This is a genomic window from Novosphingobium cyanobacteriorum, assembly GCF_029436685.1.
GTDB classification, from domain to species: domain Bacteria; phylum Pseudomonadota; class Alphaproteobacteria; order Sphingomonadales; family Sphingomonadaceae; genus Novosphingobium; species Novosphingobium cyanobacteriorum.
Map to the genome: position 1 here is coordinate 54,819 of NZ_JAROCY010000005.1, position 16,569 is coordinate 71,387.

16 protein-coding genes are annotated in these 16,569 nt (G+C 65.8%); 11 read left to right on the forward strand and 5 right to left on the reverse strand.

Annotated elements, in window-relative coordinates; genetic code table 11:
- Positions 1–49 precede the first annotated feature (49 nt).
- Both POM99_RS06520 and POM99_RS06525 read right to left on the reverse strand, forming a co-directional pair.
- On the reverse strand, positions 50–382 hold the full coding sequence (locus POM99_RS06520; protein WP_277276048.1) for an immunity protein CdiI family protein: 333 nt from the start codon (positions 380–382) through the stop codon (positions 50–52).
- A complete protein-coding gene (locus POM99_RS06525; RefSeq protein WP_277276049.1) occupies positions 375–1,700 on the reverse strand; it encodes a hemolysin family protein in 1,326 nt (441 codons plus the stop codon). Before POM99_RS06525 ends, POM99_RS06520 begins: the two co-directional genes overlap by 8 nt.
- A 160-nt stretch (positions 1,701–1,860) precedes the next feature.
- Here POM99_RS06525 and POM99_RS06530 point away from each other — a divergent pair, with 160 nt between their 5' ends.
- The 3 genes from POM99_RS06530 to POM99_RS06540 all read left to right on the forward strand — a co-directional run bounded on the left by POM99_RS06530 (position 1,861) and on the right by POM99_RS06540 (position 4,696).
- The gene (locus POM99_RS06530) at positions 1,861–2,553 is read left to right on the forward strand and encodes a YiaD family glycine zipper/OmpA-like lipoprotein (protein ID WP_277276050.1); all 693 of its coding nucleotides are present in this window, start codon (positions 1,861–1,863) and stop codon (positions 2,551–2,553) included.
- A 322-nt stretch (positions 2,554–2,875) separates the two neighbouring features.
- Positions 2,876–3,331 carry a hypothetical protein gene (locus tag POM99_RS06535; RefSeq protein WP_277276051.1) on the forward strand — a complete coding sequence of 152 codons (456 nt, stop codon included), beginning with the start codon at positions 2,876–2,878 and terminating at the stop codon, positions 3,329–3,331.
- A gap of 363 nt (positions 3,332–3,694) precedes the next feature.
- Positions 3,695–4,696: an aldo/keto reductase gene (locus POM99_RS06540; RefSeq protein ID WP_277276052.1), complete on the forward strand. Its 1,002-nt coding sequence runs from the start codon at positions 3,695–3,697 to the stop codon at positions 4,694–4,696.
- Positions 4,697–4,852: 156 nt separating this feature from the next.
- Here POM99_RS06540 and POM99_RS06545 read toward each other — a convergent pair whose 3' ends face one another.
- Positions 4,853–5,638 (reverse strand): 3'(2'),5'-bisphosphate nucleotidase CysQ, encoded by a 786-nt coding sequence (locus POM99_RS06545; protein WP_277276053.1) that lies wholly within the window; start codon positions 5,636–5,638, stop codon positions 4,853–4,855.
- A 236-nt stretch (positions 5,639–5,874) separates the two neighbouring features.
- Between POM99_RS06545 and sucC the strand changes: the two genes are divergently transcribed.
- The 3 genes from sucC to POM99_RS06560 are packed head-to-tail and all read left to right on the forward strand — an operon-like array spanning position 5,875 to position 8,379.
- Positions 5,875–7,074: an ADP-forming succinate--CoA ligase subunit beta gene (gene sucC, locus POM99_RS06550; protein ID WP_277276054.1), complete on the forward strand. Its 1,200-nt coding sequence runs from the start codon at positions 5,875–5,877 to the stop codon at positions 7,072–7,074.
- A gap of 3 nt (positions 7,075–7,077) precedes the next feature.
- Positions 7,078–7,962: a succinate--CoA ligase subunit alpha gene (gene sucD, locus POM99_RS06555; RefSeq protein WP_277276055.1), complete on the forward strand. Its 885-nt coding sequence runs from the start codon at positions 7,078–7,080 to the stop codon at positions 7,960–7,962.
- A gap of 12 nt (positions 7,963–7,974) precedes the next feature.
- On the forward strand, positions 7,975–8,379 hold the full coding sequence (locus POM99_RS06560) for a hypothetical protein (protein WP_277276056.1): 405 nt from the start codon (positions 7,975–7,977) through the stop codon (positions 8,377–8,379).
- Positions 8,380–8,505: 126 nt separating this feature from the next.
- Here POM99_RS06560 and POM99_RS06565 read toward each other — a convergent pair whose 3' ends face one another.
- Entirely contained in the window at positions 8,506–8,901 is a 396-nt protein-coding gene (locus POM99_RS06565) for an endonuclease domain-containing protein (RefSeq protein WP_277276057.1), read from the reverse strand.
- Positions 8,902–9,004: 103 nt separating this feature from the next.
- Positions 9,005–10,414: a helix-turn-helix domain-containing protein gene (locus tag POM99_RS06570; protein ID WP_277276058.1), complete on the reverse strand. Its 1,410-nt coding sequence runs from the start codon at positions 10,412–10,414 to the stop codon at positions 9,005–9,007.
- A gap of 113 nt (positions 10,415–10,527) precedes the next feature.
- On the opposite strand from POM99_RS06570, the gene POM99_RS06575 reads away from it, so the two are divergent.
- The 5 genes from POM99_RS06575 (at position 10,528) to POM99_RS06595 (ending at position 16,569) form a co-directional block, all read left to right on the forward strand.
- Positions 10,528–12,054, forward strand: a complete 1,527-nt coding sequence (locus POM99_RS06575; protein ID WP_277276059.1) for an acyl-CoA carboxylase subunit beta — start codon at positions 10,528–10,530, stop codon at positions 12,052–12,054.
- Positions 12,055–12,083: 29 nt separating this feature from the next.
- Positions 12,084–13,262, forward strand: a complete 1,179-nt coding sequence (locus POM99_RS06580) for an acetyl-CoA C-acyltransferase family protein (protein ID WP_277276060.1) — start codon at positions 12,084–12,086, stop codon at positions 13,260–13,262.
- 2 nt (positions 13,263–13,264) lie between these two features.
- Positions 13,265–13,702: a methylmalonyl-CoA epimerase gene (gene mce / locus POM99_RS06585; RefSeq protein WP_277276061.1), complete on the forward strand. Its 438-nt coding sequence runs from the start codon at positions 13,265–13,267 to the stop codon at positions 13,700–13,702.
- A 153-nt stretch (positions 13,703–13,855) separates the two neighbouring features.
- Positions 13,856–16,000: a methylmalonyl-CoA mutase gene (gene scpA, locus POM99_RS06590; RefSeq protein ID WP_277276062.1), complete on the forward strand. Its 2,145-nt coding sequence runs from the start codon at positions 13,856–13,858 to the stop codon at positions 15,998–16,000.
- A gap of 317 nt (positions 16,001–16,317) precedes the next feature.
- A complete protein-coding gene (locus POM99_RS06595) occupies positions 16,318–16,569 on the forward strand; it encodes a hypothetical protein (protein WP_277276063.1) in 252 nt (83 codons plus the stop codon).

The window sequence follows — 16,569 nt, forward strand, 5'->3', positions numbered from 1 at the left end:
TCCCTTGCCAATGTCGTGAAGCCCTCGCCCTGCGCGGGGGTTCTGCGTTTCAGCGCTCGCGCCACCACCGTACCCGGGCGGTGTCGCCCAACGCCTCGGCCACCCGCCGCGTCAGCTGCAGTCCCTCGGCTTCGAACGCCTTCAACGCCTCGTCCGAGCCAAAGCCGGATCTGGCCGGATCATCGCGATCCAATGTCGCGTCATGGCGCGCGGCCCAGTCCCACAGATCACGGCACAGCGCGTCGGGCAGGCCAAGCTCCTCCGGCGGAACATCGCCCACCCTGTCGCCGCCATCCCACCACAGCGGGGCGCACTCGTAATCGGGCATCACCTTGATCCGCAGCGCCACGGACCGGCCCGGTGCGGCCACCGCCCTAGCCATCCAGCTCCGCCGGCGGGTGCGCGGCCTTGGCGTGGGCCACCAGCAGCTTGTCGATCTTGCGCCCGTCCATGTCCACCACCTCGAAGCGCCAGCCCTGGTCGATGAAGTACTCGCCCTCCACCGGCAGCTTCTTCAGCACGCTCAGCGCAAAGCCGGCGGTGGTGGCGAAGTCGCGGTCCTCGGGCAGGTCCAGCCCCAGCCGGTCCGCCAGCACGTCGGCCGGCAGCGCGCCCGAAACCAGCAGCGATCCGTCCTCGCGCTCGGTGATCATCGGCACATCGCCTTCGTCGCTGTGCGCCACGAAGTTGCCCGCAATGGCGGAGAGCAGGTCTGCCGGGGTCACGATCCCTTCCAGGTGGCCATATTCGTCGTGCACCAGCGCCAGCGCCACTTCGGCCTGCTGGATCACCTTCAGCGCGTCCATCGTGTCGAGCTGGTCGGGCACGATTGCCGGCTTCTTCATCAGCCGCGCCAGCATCGCCTTGCGCCCGCGCAGCAGCACCGCCAGCACGTCGCGCACCTTCACCACGCCCACGATCCTGTCGACCGATCGGTCCGCCACCAGCAGCAGCGAATGCGGGCTGTCCTCGATCGCGGCGCGCAGCTCGGCCTCGGTGGCCCGGCGTTCGATCCAGTGCAGTTCGGTGCGCGGGGTCATCACCTCGCGCACCGGGCGTTCGGCCAGCCGCATCACGCTGGTCATCAGCGCGCGTTCGTCCTCCTCGATCACGCCTGATCGGGTCGCCTCGGCAAAGATCATGTGCAGTTCTTCGGCGGTGACTTCCTGTTCCCCGCCCTTGCTCAGCCCGAACAGCCGCAGCAGCATGCCCGATGACCGGTCCAGCGCCCACACGAACGGCGCGGTCACCTTGGCCACCACCACCATCGGCCGCGATGCGATCACGGCGATGGGCTCCGCCGCGCGCAGCGCCAGCTGCTTGGGCACCAGCTCGCCCGCCACCAGGCTCAGGTATGTCGTGATCGCGATCACCAGAACGAAGCCGGCATCGTCGGCATACCGCTCCGGCACGCCCCATGCCGCCAGCCGCTCGGCGGTCGGCCCGCCCAGGCTCGATCCGGAATAGGCGCCGGCGATGATGCCCACCAGCGTGATGCCGATCTGCACCGTCGACAAAAATTTTCCGGGGTCCGCGGCCAGCGTCAGCGCGGTCTGCGCACCGCGCGATCCGCCTTCGGCCAGCACCTTCAGGCGCGCCGGGCGTGCAGAAACGATCGCCAGTTCCGACATGGAAAACAGGCCGTTAAGCACGACGAGGCCAACAATCACGAAGGCGTCAGGCCAGGGAAACGGTGTCACGGTTTCAGCCGCTAGCAGATTTGATGCGCTGCGCGAAGGGCGCTTGGGATACGTTGCGTTCGGGAACCGTTCATGCGGGGCTGGCGTAATGTCGCCGTTGTGCACTAGGTTCCCGTCGCGAAAAGACGCCGGGAACGGCCGCAGAAGGGGAACCAATACCATGAAGATCCGTCGCACGCTCATTTCCGGCCTTTGTGCCGTTTCGCTCGTCAGCCTTTCGGCCTGCGTCACCGATCCCAACACTGGCGAACGCAAGGTTTCGCGCACCGCCATCGGCGGCGGCGCCGGTGCGCTGGCGGGCCTGCTGCTCGGCGGCCTGATCGGCGGCGGCACCGGCCGCATCATCGGCGCCGGCATCGGCGGCATCGCCGGCGCGGCGGTGGGCTACACCATGGACAAGCAGATCAAGGAACTGAAGGAATCCACCGCCGGTTCGGGCGTTGACGTGACCCCGGTCGACAATGGCCAGGCGATCCTCGTCAACCTGCCCAACGGCGTCACCTTCGATACCGACAGCACCCTGATCAAGCCCGCCTTCCGCGATACGCTGGACAAGGTCGCCGCCTCGCTCAGCCAGTACCCGAACTCGCTGATCGACGTCTATGGCCACACCGATTCCACGGGTTCGGCCGCCTACAACCAGCGCCTGTCGGAAAACCGCGCCCGTGCCGTGGCGGATTACCTCTCCTCGCGCGGCGTTTCGGCCGCCCGCATCCGCAGCCAAGGCTTCGGCATGACCCAGCCGGTCGCCAGCAACGCCACCGAAGAGGGCCGCGCCGCCAACCGCCGCGTGGAAATCAAGATCGTCCCCGTCACCCAGGACGACGTCGCCCGCGCCCGCGCCGGCCAGTAAAGCGCGCTCAAGGCGGCCTCTTCACGCGCCGCGCGTGAAGAGGCCCGCCGCGCCAATCCGCGCTCAAGCCCTCAACCCGATACCTTTGCGTCGCCCCGTGCTCGACACAGGGCTTGGCTTGTTCATGCTCCGACCCGGAACATGCCACCTAGGCAACTCCGCTCCTGGTGAGCCCGTCGAACCAGCCCAGCGCAACCCCACCACCAGCGCCAGCACCCTTCGACAAGCTCAGGGTGGGCGGGGATGGTGCCACGGGTCTCGTTAACCGGGTTGGCCGTTTTCGCCCACTTGCAGACATCTGCAGCTTTTGTAGGCTCCCATCATGGCACTCATTTTCACCGCAATGCTTGCGGGAGCAACAGCTTGGCCGACTTACGCCAATGCTCGGTTCGGTTACTCGACCTGTTATCCTGCAGCATTCAAGCCCCAACAAGAGGCGGATAACGCTGATGGACGAAAATTCTTAGATGAGAAGGGCGCTGAACTTCTGGTCTTCGGGCAATATGCGGTTGACATAAGTCTTGCCGATTGGACGGCTAACGAGGCCGGTACCTACACTGGTAATAGGGGCCGGATCACTTACCGCGCTGGCAAAGTGGATTGGATTGTCCTGTCAGGCGATGACGGAGCCAAATTCCAGTTCTATATCAAGGCTGTGAAGCGCGATGATCGTTTCGTGACCATGCAGCTTAAATATCCCCGCGCGAAGGTGGCGCTATATCGGCCTATCGTCGAAAGGCTTGCTCGTTGCTTGGTCGTAGACAGCCCGCCGTTTTGATCTGATCTCAAATCGTCTGCTTTCCACCCAAAATCAACCGTCACCCCGGGCGTGACCCGGGGTCCCGCTATCTCTGCCAGCACACCGCTTGCCCAAAAAAGCGGGATCCCGGGTCAAGCCCGGGATGACGAACCGGTGTGATGCAGGAGCGGCCTTGGCGGAACGTCCGCTTCCCCCCCCCCCCCCAATCCCAAACCCGCTCGTGGTGAGCCTGTCGAACCACCCCGGCGCAACCCCATCGCCAGCGCTGACGCCTTCGCCAAACCTGCCCAACCCAGCCTCTCGCCACCCGATGAAAGACACGCCGCCCGCGCTTCCGCCGGAGCAAGACAAGCCCTAAAGGGTCGGCAAAGGAGATTTCCCGTGAGCATCACCCGCCGCACCATCGCCGGCCGCCAGGTCAATCCCGTCGGCCTCGGCTGCATGTCCCTCAGCTGGGCCTATGGCACGCCCCCGTCCGACGAGGACGGCGCCCGCCTGCTCGATCGCGCGCTCGATCTCGGCTACGATCACCTCGATACCGCGCGCATCTATGGCACCGGGCATAATGAAACCCTCATCGGCCAGACGCTCAAAGGTCGCCGCAACCAGTTCTTCCTCGCCAGCAAGACCGGCATCATCGTCGACGGGCAGAAGCGCCGCATCGATTGCAAGCCGGAGACGATCCGCGCCGCGCTGGAGGAATCGCTGCGCCTGCTGCAGACCGACCACATCGATCTCTACTACCTCCACCGCCGCGATTTCGCCGTGCCGATCGAGGACTCGGTCGGCGCGCTGGCGGACCTGGTCAAGGAGGGCAAGATCGGCGCGATCGGCCTCTCGGAGATGTCCGCCGAAACCGTGCGCCGCGCCCACGCCACGCACCCGGTGGCCGCGCTGCAGACCGAATATTCGCCGATGACGCGCAATCCCGAGATCGCGGTGCTGGAAGTGTGCCGCGAACTCGGCATCACCTTCGTCGCCTTCTCGCCCGTGGGGCGCGGCCTGCTCGCCGATCCCGCGCTCGATGTCGCAAGCCTGCCGGAAAAGGACATCCGCCTCGCCATGCCGCGCTTCCAGGATGGCAACTTCGCGCACAACCGCGATCTCGCCGCGCGGTTCGGCGCGATCGCCGCGCGTGAAGGCGTCACCCCGGCGCAGCTCGCACTGGCATGGGTGCTCTCGCGCGGCGAACACGTCGTCGCCATCCCCGGCACGATGCGGCCCGATCACCTCGCCGAAAACATCGCCCGCTGGGACTGGGCGATCCCCGCCTCCACCGCTTCCGAAGTCGACGCGCTGATCAACCAGCAGACCGTCGCCGGCCACCGCTATGGCGCCGCCATGCGCCCCACCATCGACACGGAAGACTTCGCCGAAGCGTGATCCGAAAAGCCCCACCCCGGCGGGGAGGGGTTGGGGTGGGGGAGCGCGGCCAAAGGCCGGGCGTCACCGCTGGGGTGGTTGCCCGCTGCGACCCGCCTTGGCGCAACGTCCAAAGAAGTCGCGCCAAACCGCGCCTCTACGTAGTTTCCGAAAAGCTCAAGCTTCCTTCACCAGCCGCGCCGCACGCTCCGCCAGCCGCTCCACCGCGGCGTCGTGGATCGCCGGCGCGGTCACCAGCAGGCCAAAGGCGCGCGGGTCGCGCTTGTTGTAGTCCAGCGGCTGGCCAAAGGCGTCGCTCACCGCCGCGCCTGCCTCGCGCGCGATCAGCGTGGCGGCCGCGATGTCCCATTCGAAGCCCCAGCGCAAAGTGGCCAGCAGGTCGGCCTCGTCCGCGGCCACCATGGCGATGCGCAGCGCGATGGAATTGGGCTTGTCCACCATGGTCAGGTCCTGGTCCACCTTGGCCAGCGCATCGGCGGGCACGCGCGATCCGGCCAGGGTGGTGCGGGAGCTCGCAGAAAGCGCCACCCGGTTGCGCGTGGCCCCCTGGCCAGCCGTCGCCATCCAGAACTCGCGCCGCGCCGGCGCATCCAGCATGCCGATCAGCGGCCGCCCCGCGCTCACCAGCGCCACCGAGATGCACCAGCCCGGCCTTCCACGGACGAAGTCGCGCGTGCCGTCGATCGGATCGACCAGCCAGCACAGCCCGCGCGCCAGCCGTTCGGGGTGGTCCACCGTCTCTTCCGAAAGCCAGCCCGCCGATGGCAGCAGCGTCTTCAGCTCGCGCTTCAGGAAGGTATCCACCGCGATGTCGGCTTCGGACACCGGGTTGCCCGGCAACTTCTCCCACACCTTCAGATCGTGCCCGTGGCCCGGCCAGCGCGCCAGCGCCATGCGTCCGGCTTCGCGCACGATCTCTTCCAGGCGGGCATAATCGATCATTCCCATCGCGATGCGGGAACCTGCGCACCGGCGCAAGGGTTTGCGCGGGAAGCCGAAGCCATCCTTTTACTCATTCGTATGCACAATTCCGTGGCCTGATACCTCTTCTTTGGTCGGGGTGCGGCATCTCGCCCCTTTTCAAGGCGGGAACCCTGTGCTTAAGGCGGCGCGACTCAGCGTGGGCAATGGCGTCCGCTGGGCGCTTTCCTCCCACCTGTCACAGCGGGGAACTCTGCATGAACATCCACGAGTATCAGGCCAAGGAACTGCTCGCCAAGTTCGGCGTCGGCATTCCGGCCGGCATCGCCGCCCTGACGGTTGAAGAAGCCGTCGCGGCTGCAAAGCAGCTTCCGGGGCCGCTTTATGTGGTCAAGGCCCAGATCCACGCCGGCGGCCGCGGCAAGGGCAAGTTCAAGGAACTGCCTGCCGACGCCAAGGGCGGCGTCCGCCTCGCCAAGTCGGTCGAGGAAGTCGAATCGTTCGCCAAGGAAATGCTCGGCAACACCCTCGTCACCGTGCAGACCGGTGAAGCCGGCAAGCAGGTGAACCGCCTCTACGTGACCGACGGTGTCGACATCGCCAAGGAATACTACCTGTCGATGGTGGTGGACCGTGGCACCGGCCGCGTCGCCATGATCGTCTCGACCGAAGGCGGCATGGACATCGAAGAGGTCGCCCACTCGACTCCCGAAAAGATCGCGACGATCGTGGTCGATCCGGCACAGGGCTTCATGCCGCACCACGGCCGCGCCGTGGCCGCTGCGCTCAAGCTTTCGGGCGATCTCGCCAAGCAGGCCGGCACCATCGCCAAGCAGCTGTTCACCGCGTTCAACGCGCTGGATTGCGACATGCTGGAGATCAACCCGCTGGTCGAAACCAAGGACGGCAACCTGCTCGTCCTCGACACCAAGATGAGCTTCGATTCAAACGCGCTCTACCGTCACCCCGAAGTCGTCGCCCTGCGTGACGAGACCGAGGAAGACCCGGCCGAGATCGAGGCGAGCAAGTACGACCTCGCCTACATCAAGCTCGACGGCAACATCGGCTGCATGGTCAACGGCGCGGGTCTTGCCATGGCGACGATGGACATCATCAAGCTCAACGGTGAATTCCCGGCCAACTTCCTCGACGTGGGCGGCGGCGCCACCACTGAAAAGGTCACCGCGGCGTTCAAGATCATTCTCCGCGATCCCGCGGTGAAGGGCATCCTGGTGAACATCTTCGGCGGCATCATGAAGTGCGACATCATCGCCGACGGCATCGTCGCCGCGGCCAAGGAAGTGAACCTGCAGGTTCCGCTGGTCGTCCGTCTCGAAGGCACCAACGTGCAGCAGGGCAAGGACATCCTCGCCAACTCGGGTCTCCCCATCGTTCCCGCCAACGACCTTGGCGACGCCGCGCAGAAGATCGTGGCCGAAGTCCGGAAGGTTTCCTGAACCATGAGCATTCTCGTCAACAAGAACACCAAGGTCATCACCCAGGGGATGACCGGCAAGACCGGCGCGTTCCATACCCAGGCGGCGCTGGACTATGGCACGCAGATGGTCGCGGGCGTCACCCCGGGCAAGGGCGGCACCACCCACATCGGCCTGCCGCAGTATGACACCGTGGCCGAGGCCAAGGCCATGACCGGCGCCACCGCCTCGTGCATCTACGTGCCGCCTCCGGGTGCGGCCGACGCCATCCTCGAAGCGATCGACGCGCAGATGGAACTGATCGTGTGCATCACCGAAGGCATCCCGGTGCTCGACATGGTCCGCGTGAAGCGTGCGCTCTCGGGCTCCAAGTCGCGCCTCATCGGCCCGAACTGCCCCGGCGTGCTCACGCCCGATGAATGCAAGATCGGCATCATGCCCGGCTCCATCTTCAAGAAGGGTTCGGTCGGCGTCGTCTCGCGCTCGGGCACGCTCACCTATGAAGCCGTGTTCCAGACCTCGAACATCGGCCTGGGCCAGACCACCGCGGTCGGCATCGGTGGTGACCCGGTCAACGGCACCAACTTCATCGACGTGCTCGAACTGTTCCTGGCCGACGACGACACCAAGTCGATCATCATGATCGGCGAAATCGGCGGCGACGCCGAGGAGCAGGCCGCGCAGTTCCTGATCGACGAGGCGAAGAAGGGCCGCAAGAAGCCGATGGCCGGCTTCATCGCGGGCCGTTCCGCCCCTCCGGGCCGCCGCATGGGCCACGCCGGCGCGATCGTCTCGGGCGGCAAGGGCGATGCCGAAAGCAAGATCGCCGCGATGGAAGCCGCCGGCATCCGCGTCAGCCCCTCGCCGAGCCTGCTGGGCGAAACGCTGGCCGAAGTGCTGAAGGGCTGATCCCCTCGCACCTTGCGACAAGAAAACAGGCCGGAAGGGAAACCTTCCGGCCTGTTTCATATGTGTGCCCACCTGCTGGCGCTGGTGGCGACGATTGGAGGGCCTGTGGTGGTTCAACTCAAGACGTTCGCGACAATCGCAAGTTTGATGCTTTTCGCCCCGCAAGCCGTGGCAGCCAAGGAAGATCCCTATGCCAACCCCGGCGGCGCCTATGAGCGGCTGCTGGACTGCTACGCCACATTCATGACCGCAAAGGGCTTCGACATCGATACTGACGAAGCAAAGGTGCATCGCTGGGATAGAGCGGCAATGCGCCGGTGCCACAAGCAGTACCGGGCACTCGAGCGGCTCCTCGGACCGGACAAGACACGATCCGAATGGCGGGAGCTCTGGACCGAATACTGGTCGCGCCTTTGAGAAATTGACCGCCTCTTTCATCCTCCCCTGAAAGGGGAGGTGGCAGCCGAAGGCTGACGGAGGGGTAACGGAAAGCGCCACGCTAGACCGGTCAGCACAACCCTAGCCCAGTACCCCTCCACCACCCTACGGGCGGTCCCCCTCCCCTTGCAGGGGAGGATGCTCGGGCCGGCCGTACTGCGCGTACTGCGCAATTGCTTCCGCTGTCCCGACCGGGTCCTGCAGAACTCGCGCAGCCGCGATCCGCAGCACCCTGATCCCCTGTTTCTCCAGCCACAGCGTGCGCACCCGGTCACGCTCGGGCCAATCCCCGGTGTTGTGCGCATGACCTTCGATCTCGATCGCCAACCTCGCCTCGGCGCAAAAGAAATCAAGCACGTAGCGGCCCGCCGGATGCTGCCTTCTGAACTTCAGCCCCTCCGGCCGAAACCGCAATTGCCGCCACAACAGCACCTCGGGCAACGACATGGCCTGCCGCATTCCCGCCGCCAGTTGCTGCGTCCCTTTCGGTCCATGAAGCATGCAACGTAACGTGCGCCATTTTTGCCCACCTGCCAACCCATCCTCCCTTGGAAGAGGAGGTGGCAGCCGAAGGCTGACGGAGGGGTAATGGTGCCGCGCCCCCCTACCCCTCCACAATCCGATAAGGCACCAGATCCCGCTGGCTCGGGTCCACATCGATGCCCCGGTCGCTCGGCGGAAACGCGCGTTGGTCGCAGCGGTCGCGGGGGCAGATGCGGCAGGAAATGCCGATGCGCGTCATCGCCTCCTCGCTTTTCAGGTTCAGCCCGTCGGCATAGACGAACTCGTCGGCCAGCGCCGCCTCGCACCCCAGCGCCACGGCATAGCGGCGCGGCGGGCGGTAGAAGCTGCCCGATGGCTTCACCAGCCCCTTGGCAATCGAGACATAGCGGATGCCGTCGGGCATTTCCGCCAGCTGCACGTGGATGCGGTCAGGGATCGCGACAGCCTCGTGCACGATCCACAGCGGGCAGGCCCCACCAAAGCGGCCGAACTGCAGCCGCGTGGCCGAATGGCGCTTGGTGATGTTGCCCGCCATGTCCACCCGGCAGAAGAACACCGGAATGCCGCGCGCCTGCGGGCGCTGCAGCGTGGACAGGCGGTGGCAGCACTGCTCGAAGCTGGTATGGAACAGCTGGCGCAGCCGGTCGATATCGTGGCGAAGCGTGCGCGCTGCGGTGCGGAACCGTTCATAGGGCATCAGCAGCGCCCCCGCGGCATAGTTGCCCAGCCCCACCGTCAGCAGGTGGCGCGCCGCTTCGGTCTGCAAGGGCGCCGCCGCCACGATCCCGGCGATCTGTTCCGAAAGCGCCAGCGCCGCCACCTGGTAGGCCAGCTGGAACCGCCCCGATTCCAGCGGCTGGTTGGAATCGAGCTGGATGTGCCGGCTCGCTGCGTCGAAGCGGCGCATCGCCCCGCCGCTCTTCCATTCCACGCTCACCCCTTCGCGGCGCAGCCACTGCTGCATCGATCGCACCCGCGGGCTCGCCTCCTCGCCCGCGATCTCGTGCGCCAGCCGCTCGGCGTCGCGGTCGATGCGGTCGACATAGTTGTTGGCGAGGTGAAACCAGTCGCGCACTTCCTCCCACGGCAGCCGCCCGCCAGACGCGAGGTTCGCGCCGATCGTCTCGTCCATCATCTCCAGCCGCTGGCGGCTATGGGCAAACAGGCCGTGCAGCGCCACGAACTGTTCGGCAAAGGCGGGAAACTGCCGCGCCAGCCGTTCGGTCTGCTCGCCCGGCACCGATCCCGCCAGCTGCGGATCGGCCAGCGCCAGCCGCAGCGCATCGGCCAGCGTCTCCCCGTCTGCGGGCGCAAGGTCGGCCCAGTCTACCGGAAAGGCCGCGCGCAGCGCGTCGGCCAGCGCCGGGGTCAGGTGCCGCTCGTCCGATTCCAGCTGCGAAAGATAGGGCGCGCTGATGCCCAGCGCCTGCGCCATGTCGGCCTGTTTCAGCCCTCGCCTTTGTCGCAGTGTGCGCAGGGCCTGCCCTGCAAAGAGTCGCCGGTTCGCCATAAATGGCAGGGTAGTTTGCAAAGTCATGCTTTGCAACTTTGCAGGATTACATTGGACAGGCCTTCGCGAATGCGGCAACGCCCCATCCGATCTGTCATTTCCGGGGCTCATTTATGTCCGCGAACATTGCCGAAATGGAAAAGCGCCGCGAAGCCGCGCGCATGGGTGGCGGCCAGCGCCGCATCGATGCGCAGCATGCCAAGGGCAAGCTGACCGCGCGCGAACGGCTCGATATCCTGCTCGATGAAGGCAGCTTCGAGGAAGTCGACGCCTACGTCGAACACAACTGCGTCGATTTCGGCATGCCCGAAACCACCATCCCCGGCGATGGCGTGGTCACCGGCAGCGGCACGATCAACGGCCGCCTCGTCTTCGTGTTCAGCCAGGATTTCACCGTCTTCGGCGGTGCGGTGTCCGAACGCCACGCCATGAAGATCTGCAAGATCATGGACATGGCGCTCAAGGTCGGCGCCCCGGTGATCGGCCTCAACGATTCGGGCGGCGCCCGCATCCAGGAAGGCGTCGCCTCATTGGGCGGCTATGCCGAAATCTTCCAGCGCAACGTGCTCGCCTCGGGCGTGGTGCCGCAGCTTTCGCTGATCATGGGCCCCTGCGCCGGCGGCGCGGTCTACAGCCCGGCGATGACCGACTTCATCTTCATGGTGAAGGACAGCTCCTACATGTTCGTCACCGGGCCCGACGTGGTCAAGACCGTGACCAACGAGATCGTGACGCAGGAAGAGCTGGGCGGCGCGGTCACCCACACCACCAAGACCTCGGTCGCGGACCTCGCCTGCGAAAACGATATCGAGGCGCTGCTGATGGCGCGCGAATTCTTCGATTACCTGCCGCTGTCCAACCAGTCGGGCGTGCCCGAACGTCCCAGCAACGATCCGTGGGACCGGCTCGACAACAGCCTCGACACGCTGGTCCCGGCCTCGGCCAACCAGCCGTATGACATGCACGAAGTCATCCGCAAGGTGCTGGACGAGGGCGATTTCTTCGAAGTCCAACCCAAGCACGCGGGTAACATCATCTGCGGTTTCGGCCGTATCGAAGGGCGCACCGTCGGCGTCGTCGCCAACCAGCCGATGGTGCTGGCGGGCGTGCTCGATATCAACTCGTCGAAGAAGGCGGCGCGCTTCGTCCGCTTCTGCGACGCCTTCGAAATCCCCATCGTCACCTTCGTCGATGTGCCCGGCTTCCTTCCCGGCACGGCGCAGGAACACAACGGCATCATCAAGCACGGCGCCAAGCTGCTCTTCGCCTATGCCGAAGCCACCGTGCCCAAGATCACCGTGATCACCCGCAAGGCCTATGGCGGCGCCTATGACGTGATGGCCTCCAAGCACCTGCGTGGTGACCTGAACTATGCCTGGCCGACCGCCGAAATCGCGGTGATGGGCGCCAAGGGCGCGGTCGAGATCATCTTCCGCGGCCTTTCTGCAGAAGAGCAGGCGGTGAAGACCAAGGAATACGAAGACCGCTTCGCCAATCCCTTCGTGGCGGCGAGCAAGGGCTTCGTGGACGAAGTGATCCACCCCCACTCGACCCGCCGCCGCATCGCGCTGGGCCTGCGCAAGCTGCGCAACAAGGCGCTCGAGAACCCGTGGAAGAAACACGACAACATCCCGCTTTGAGCGCCGGATAGTCCAAGGATTTCATGATCATGACCGACATTTTCATCGTTTCGGGCGCGCGTACCGCCATCGGCTCGTTCGGCGGCAGCCTCGCTTCGCTGCGTCCGGCTGAAACCGGCGCCATCGTCATCAAGGAAGCCATCGCCCGCGCCGGGATCACGGCGGACAAGGTGCAGAACGTGGTGATCGGCACCGTCGTGCCGACCCAGCCCAAGGACGCCTACGTCAGCCGCGTCGCCGCGGTGAACGCCGGCATCCCGATCGAAGCGCCCGCGATGAACGTCAACCGCCTGTGCGGTTCGGGCCTCCAGGCCATCGTCTCGGCGGCGCAGGGCATCGCGCTGGGGGAACAGGACGTCGCCGTGGGCGGCGGTGCGGAAAGCATGTCCAACGCCCCGCACATGATCCTCACCGCCCGCAACGGGCAGAAGATGGGCGACCAGGTGCTGATGGACGCCATGCTCGGCGCGCTGCACGATCCGTTCGAAGGCATCCACATGGGCGTGACGGCCGAGAACGTCGCCGAACGCTGCGGCATCAGCCGTGAAGAGCAGGACGCCGTCGCCGCCGAAAGCCAGAAGCGCGCCGCCGCCGCCATCGCCGCGGGCTACTTCAAGGAACAGATCGTCCCGGTCGAGATCAAGACGCGCAAGGGCGTGACGGTGTTCGACACCGACGAGCACGTGCGCGGTGACACCACCGCCGAATCGCTCGCCGGGCTCAAGCCGGTGTTCAAGAAGGACGGCACCGTCACCGCCGGCAACGCCAGCGGCATCAACGATGGCGCCGCCGCGGTCGTGCTGGCCAGTGGCAAGGCGGTGGAGGAACTGGGGCTCAAGCCCATGGCGAAGATCCTCGGCTGGGGCCATGCCGGCGTCGAACCGAACGTGATGGGCCTCGGCCCTGTGAAGGCCGTGCCGGTCGCGCTGCAGCGCGCCGGGCTCACGCTCGATCAGATCGACGTGATCGAAGCCAACGAAGCCTTCGCCGCGCAGGCCTGCGGCGTCGCCAAGGAACTCGGCTTCGATCCCGCCAAGACCAACCCCAACGGCTCGGGCATCTCGCTCGGCCACCCGATCGGCGCCACCGGCGCGATCCTCACCATCAAGACGATGTACGAACTGCACCGCACCGGCGGCCGCTATGGCCTGATCACCATGTGCATCGGCGGCGGCCAGGGCATCGCCATGGTCATCGAAAGGGTCTGATCGTGAAGCTGGGCCGCTTGAACCATGTCGGCGTCGCCACGCCGGATATCGACGCTTCCATCGCCTTCTACCGCGACGTGATGGGCGCGAGCGACATCACCGAGCCTTTCGTGCTGGAAAGCCAGCAGGTGCGCGTGTGCTTCGTCAACACCCCGGGCCAGAACGGCACGGCCGGCACGCAGATCGAGCTGATCCAGCCGACCAGCCCGGACAGCGCCGTGGGCAAGTGGCTCGCCGCCAATCCGCTCGGCGGCCAGCACCACCTCTGCTACGAAGTGCCCGATATCCACGCCGCCAAGGCCTGGTTCGAAAGCCAGGGCAAGCGCGTGCTGGGCGAACCCCGCATTGGCGCCCACGGCACGCTGATCTTCTTCGTCCACCCCAAGGACATGGGCGGCCAGCTCACCGAGATCATGGAAACGCCGAAAGAGGCGCATTGAATCGATAGCCCTCTCCCCGGTGGGGAGAGGGTTGGGTGTGGGGGTTCAGCGTCCGCGAGGACAGGGCCCCCTCTCCAACTCCGGCTAAGGCAGCAAACTGCCAAGCCTTCGTATCCTCTCCCCGACACGGAGAGAGGGGCATGGAGACAGGGAATGACCGACAAGACGCTGCAAGACTGGCAGGCCGCCGCCACCAAGGAAGTGAAGGGCAAGAACCTTACATGGCAGACCCCGGAAGGGATCGCCGTGAAGCCGCTCTACACCGCCGAGGACGTCAAGGCCGATCCCGGCCTGCCTGGCTTCGCCCCGTTCACGCGCGGCGTGCGCGCCTCCATGTACGCCGGCCGCCCCTGGACCATCCGCCAGTACGCCGGCTTCTCCACCGCCGAGGAATCCAACGCCTTCTACCGCCGCAACCTGGCTGCGGGGCAGAAGGGCCTCTCGGTCGCCTTCGACCTCGCCACCCACCGCGGCTATGACTCCGACCACCCCCGCGTGGTGGGCGATGTCGGCAAGGCGGGCGTGGCCATCGACAGCGTCGAGGACATGAAGATCCTGTTCGACGGCATCCCGCTCGATCAGATGTCTGTTTCGATGACCATGAACGGCGCGGTGATCCCGATCCTCGCCTTCTTCATCGTCGCGGGCGAGGAACAGGGCGTCGACCGCAAGCTGCTCGACGGGACCATCCAGAACGACATCCTCAAGGAGTTCATGGTCCGCAACACCTACATCTACCCGCCCGAACCCTCGATGCGGATCATCTCCGACATCTTCGGCTACACCAGCCGCGAGATGCCGAAGTTCAACTCGATCTCCATCTCCGGCTATCACATGCAGGAAGCCGGCGCGACGCAGGTGCAGGAACTGGCCTTCACCATCGCCGACGGCATGGAATACGTGAAGTATGGCGTCGCCTCGGGCCTCGATATCGACAAGTTCGCTGGCCGCCTCTCGTTCTTCTTCGCCATCGGCATGAACTTCTTCATGGAAGTGGCAAAGCTCCGCGCCGCGCGCGTCCTCTGGCACCGCGTGATGACCAAGCTCGGCGCGCAGGACGAACGCTCCAAGATGCTGCGCACCCACTGCCAGACCTCGGGCGTCAGCTTGCAGGAGCAAGACCCCTACAACAACGTCATCCGCACCACGATCGAGGCGATGGCCGCGATGCTGGGCGGCACCCAGTCGCTCCACACCAACGCGCTGGATGAAGCCATCGCGCTGCCCACCGATTTTTCCGCCCGCATCGCGCGCAACACGCAGATCGTGATCCAGGAAGAAACCGGCATGACCAAGGTGGTCGATCCGCTCGGCGGGTCGTACTACATCGAAAGCCTGACCCAGGAACTTGTCGACAAGGCGTGGGAGATCATCGAACGCGTCGAGGCCGAAGGCGGCATGGCCAAGGCGGTCGCCGCCGGCTGGCCCAAGGCGATGATCGAGGAAGCCGCCGCCGGCCGCCAGGCCCGCGTCGATCGCGGCGAAGACGTGATCGTCGGCGTCAACAAGTACCGCCTCGCCAACGAAGACCAGCTCGAAACGCTGGAGGTGGACAACCACGTTGTCCGCGAAGCGCAGATCGCCCGCATCAGGCGCGTGCGCGAAACCCGCGACGAGACGAAGTGCCGCGCCGCATTGAACGCGTTGACCGAAGGCGCCAAGACCGGCGGCAATCTGCTCGAACTGGCGGTCGAGGCCGCGCGTCACCGCGCCACGCTGGGTGAAATCTCCGACGCGATGGAAATCGTCTTCGGCCGCCACGGCACCGTGCCCACCCCGGTCAAGGGCATCTACGGCGCGGCCTATGCCGGTGACAGCCGCTACCAGCAGGTTCTCGATGGCGTCGAGGCGGTCACCCGTCGCCTCGGGCGCAAGCCCCGCATGCTCGTCGCCAAGATGGGCCAGGATGGCCACGATCGCGGCGCCAACGTCATCGCCTCGGCCTTCACCGACATGGGCTTCGACGTCACCTCCGGCCCGCTGTTCCAGACTCCGGAAGAAGCCTGCAAGCTGGCACTGGAAAAGGACGTCGACGCCGTCGGCGCCTCCAGCCTCGCCGCCGGGCACAAGACGCTGATCCCCGAACTGATCGGCCACCTGAAAGCTGCCGGCCGCGCGGACATCAAGGTCGTCGCCGGCGGCGTCATCCCGCCGCAGGACTACGATTTCCTGCGCGAAGCCGGCGTCCAGGGCATCTATGGCCCCGGCTCCAACGTCGTCGAATGCGCGGCGGACATGCTGCGCCTGCTGGGCCACAACATGCCGCCTGCGGGCGAAGAACTGGCAGCAGCGGAGTAATTTACCCTCTCCCCGCACGGGGAGAGGATACGAAGGCTTGGCGGCTTGCCGCCTAGCCGAAGTTGGAGAGGGGCCTGTGCGCTCTCGGGCGCAGCGCACCCCTCTCCAAGCTTCGCTAGCTCCTTGCGGAGCAAGCTGCGCTATCCTCTCCCCGAGCGGGGAGAGGGCTTGGAGATGGAAATTTTGAGCTTGTGGACTGCCTTTTCCCATTCCGTCACCCCGGGCCTGACCCGGGGTCCCGCTGCCTTGCGCAGCGTGGCAGGAACGGCGGGACCCCGGATCAAGTCCGGGGTGACGGGGGGTGAAGGTACGATGGCATGAGCGGGCGTCGTCGTATGTCATTCGTTTTGACCAGCCTGCTGATGTGGGTTCTGCTGGGGGCAACACTTTGGTCGTTGCTCACCACGCTGGAAACGAGTTGCAAGCTGCAGGAATCACGCTCTCGCTTGTGGGCAGAATGCTTCGCTCCTGCCGGCCAGATGTATCTCGGTTTGTTTGCGCTGATCTTTACTGTCGACCTGATCCGGATTGCTTCGGTGCTGCGGGCAGCGAAGGCTGAGAAGGAATAA

Coding starts and splice junctions, on each gene's coding strand:
- POM99_RS06520 (WP_277276048.1), bottom strand. CDS start 382: ATGGCTAGGGCGGTGGCCGCACCGGGCCGGTCCGTGGCGCTGCGGATC.
- POM99_RS06595 (WP_277276063.1), top strand. CDS start 16,318: ATGAGCGGGCGTCGTCGTATGTCATTCGTTTTGACCAGCCTGCTGATG.
- POM99_RS06570 (WP_277276058.1), bottom strand. CDS start 10,414: ATGGCGAACCGGCGACTCTTTGCAGGGCAGGCCCTGCGCACACTGCGA.
- scpA (WP_277276062.1), top strand. CDS start 13,856: ATGACCGACAAGACGCTGCAAGACTGGCAGGCCGCCGCCACCAAGGAA.
- sucD (WP_277276055.1), top strand. CDS start 7,078: ATGAGCATTCTCGTCAACAAGAACACCAAGGTCATCACCCAGGGGATG.
- sucC (WP_277276054.1), top strand. CDS start 5,875: ATGAACATCCACGAGTATCAGGCCAAGGAACTGCTCGCCAAGTTCGGC.
- POM99_RS06575 (WP_277276059.1), top strand. CDS start 10,528: ATGTCCGCGAACATTGCCGAAATGGAAAAGCGCCGCGAAGCCGCGCGC.
- POM99_RS06535 (WP_277276051.1), top strand. CDS start 2,876: ATGGCACTCATTTTCACCGCAATGCTTGCGGGAGCAACAGCTTGGCCG.
- POM99_RS06565 (WP_277276057.1), bottom strand. CDS start 8,901: ATGCTTCATGGACCGAAAGGGACGCAGCAACTGGCGGCGGGAATGCGG.
- POM99_RS06530 (WP_277276050.1), top strand. CDS start 1,861: ATGAAGATCCGTCGCACGCTCATTTCCGGCCTTTGTGCCGTTTCGCTC.
- POM99_RS06580 (WP_277276060.1), top strand. CDS start 12,084: ATGACCGACATTTTCATCGTTTCGGGCGCGCGTACCGCCATCGGCTCG.
- POM99_RS06545 (WP_277276053.1), bottom strand. CDS start 5,638: ATGATCGATTATGCCCGCCTGGAAGAGATCGTGCGCGAAGCCGGACGC.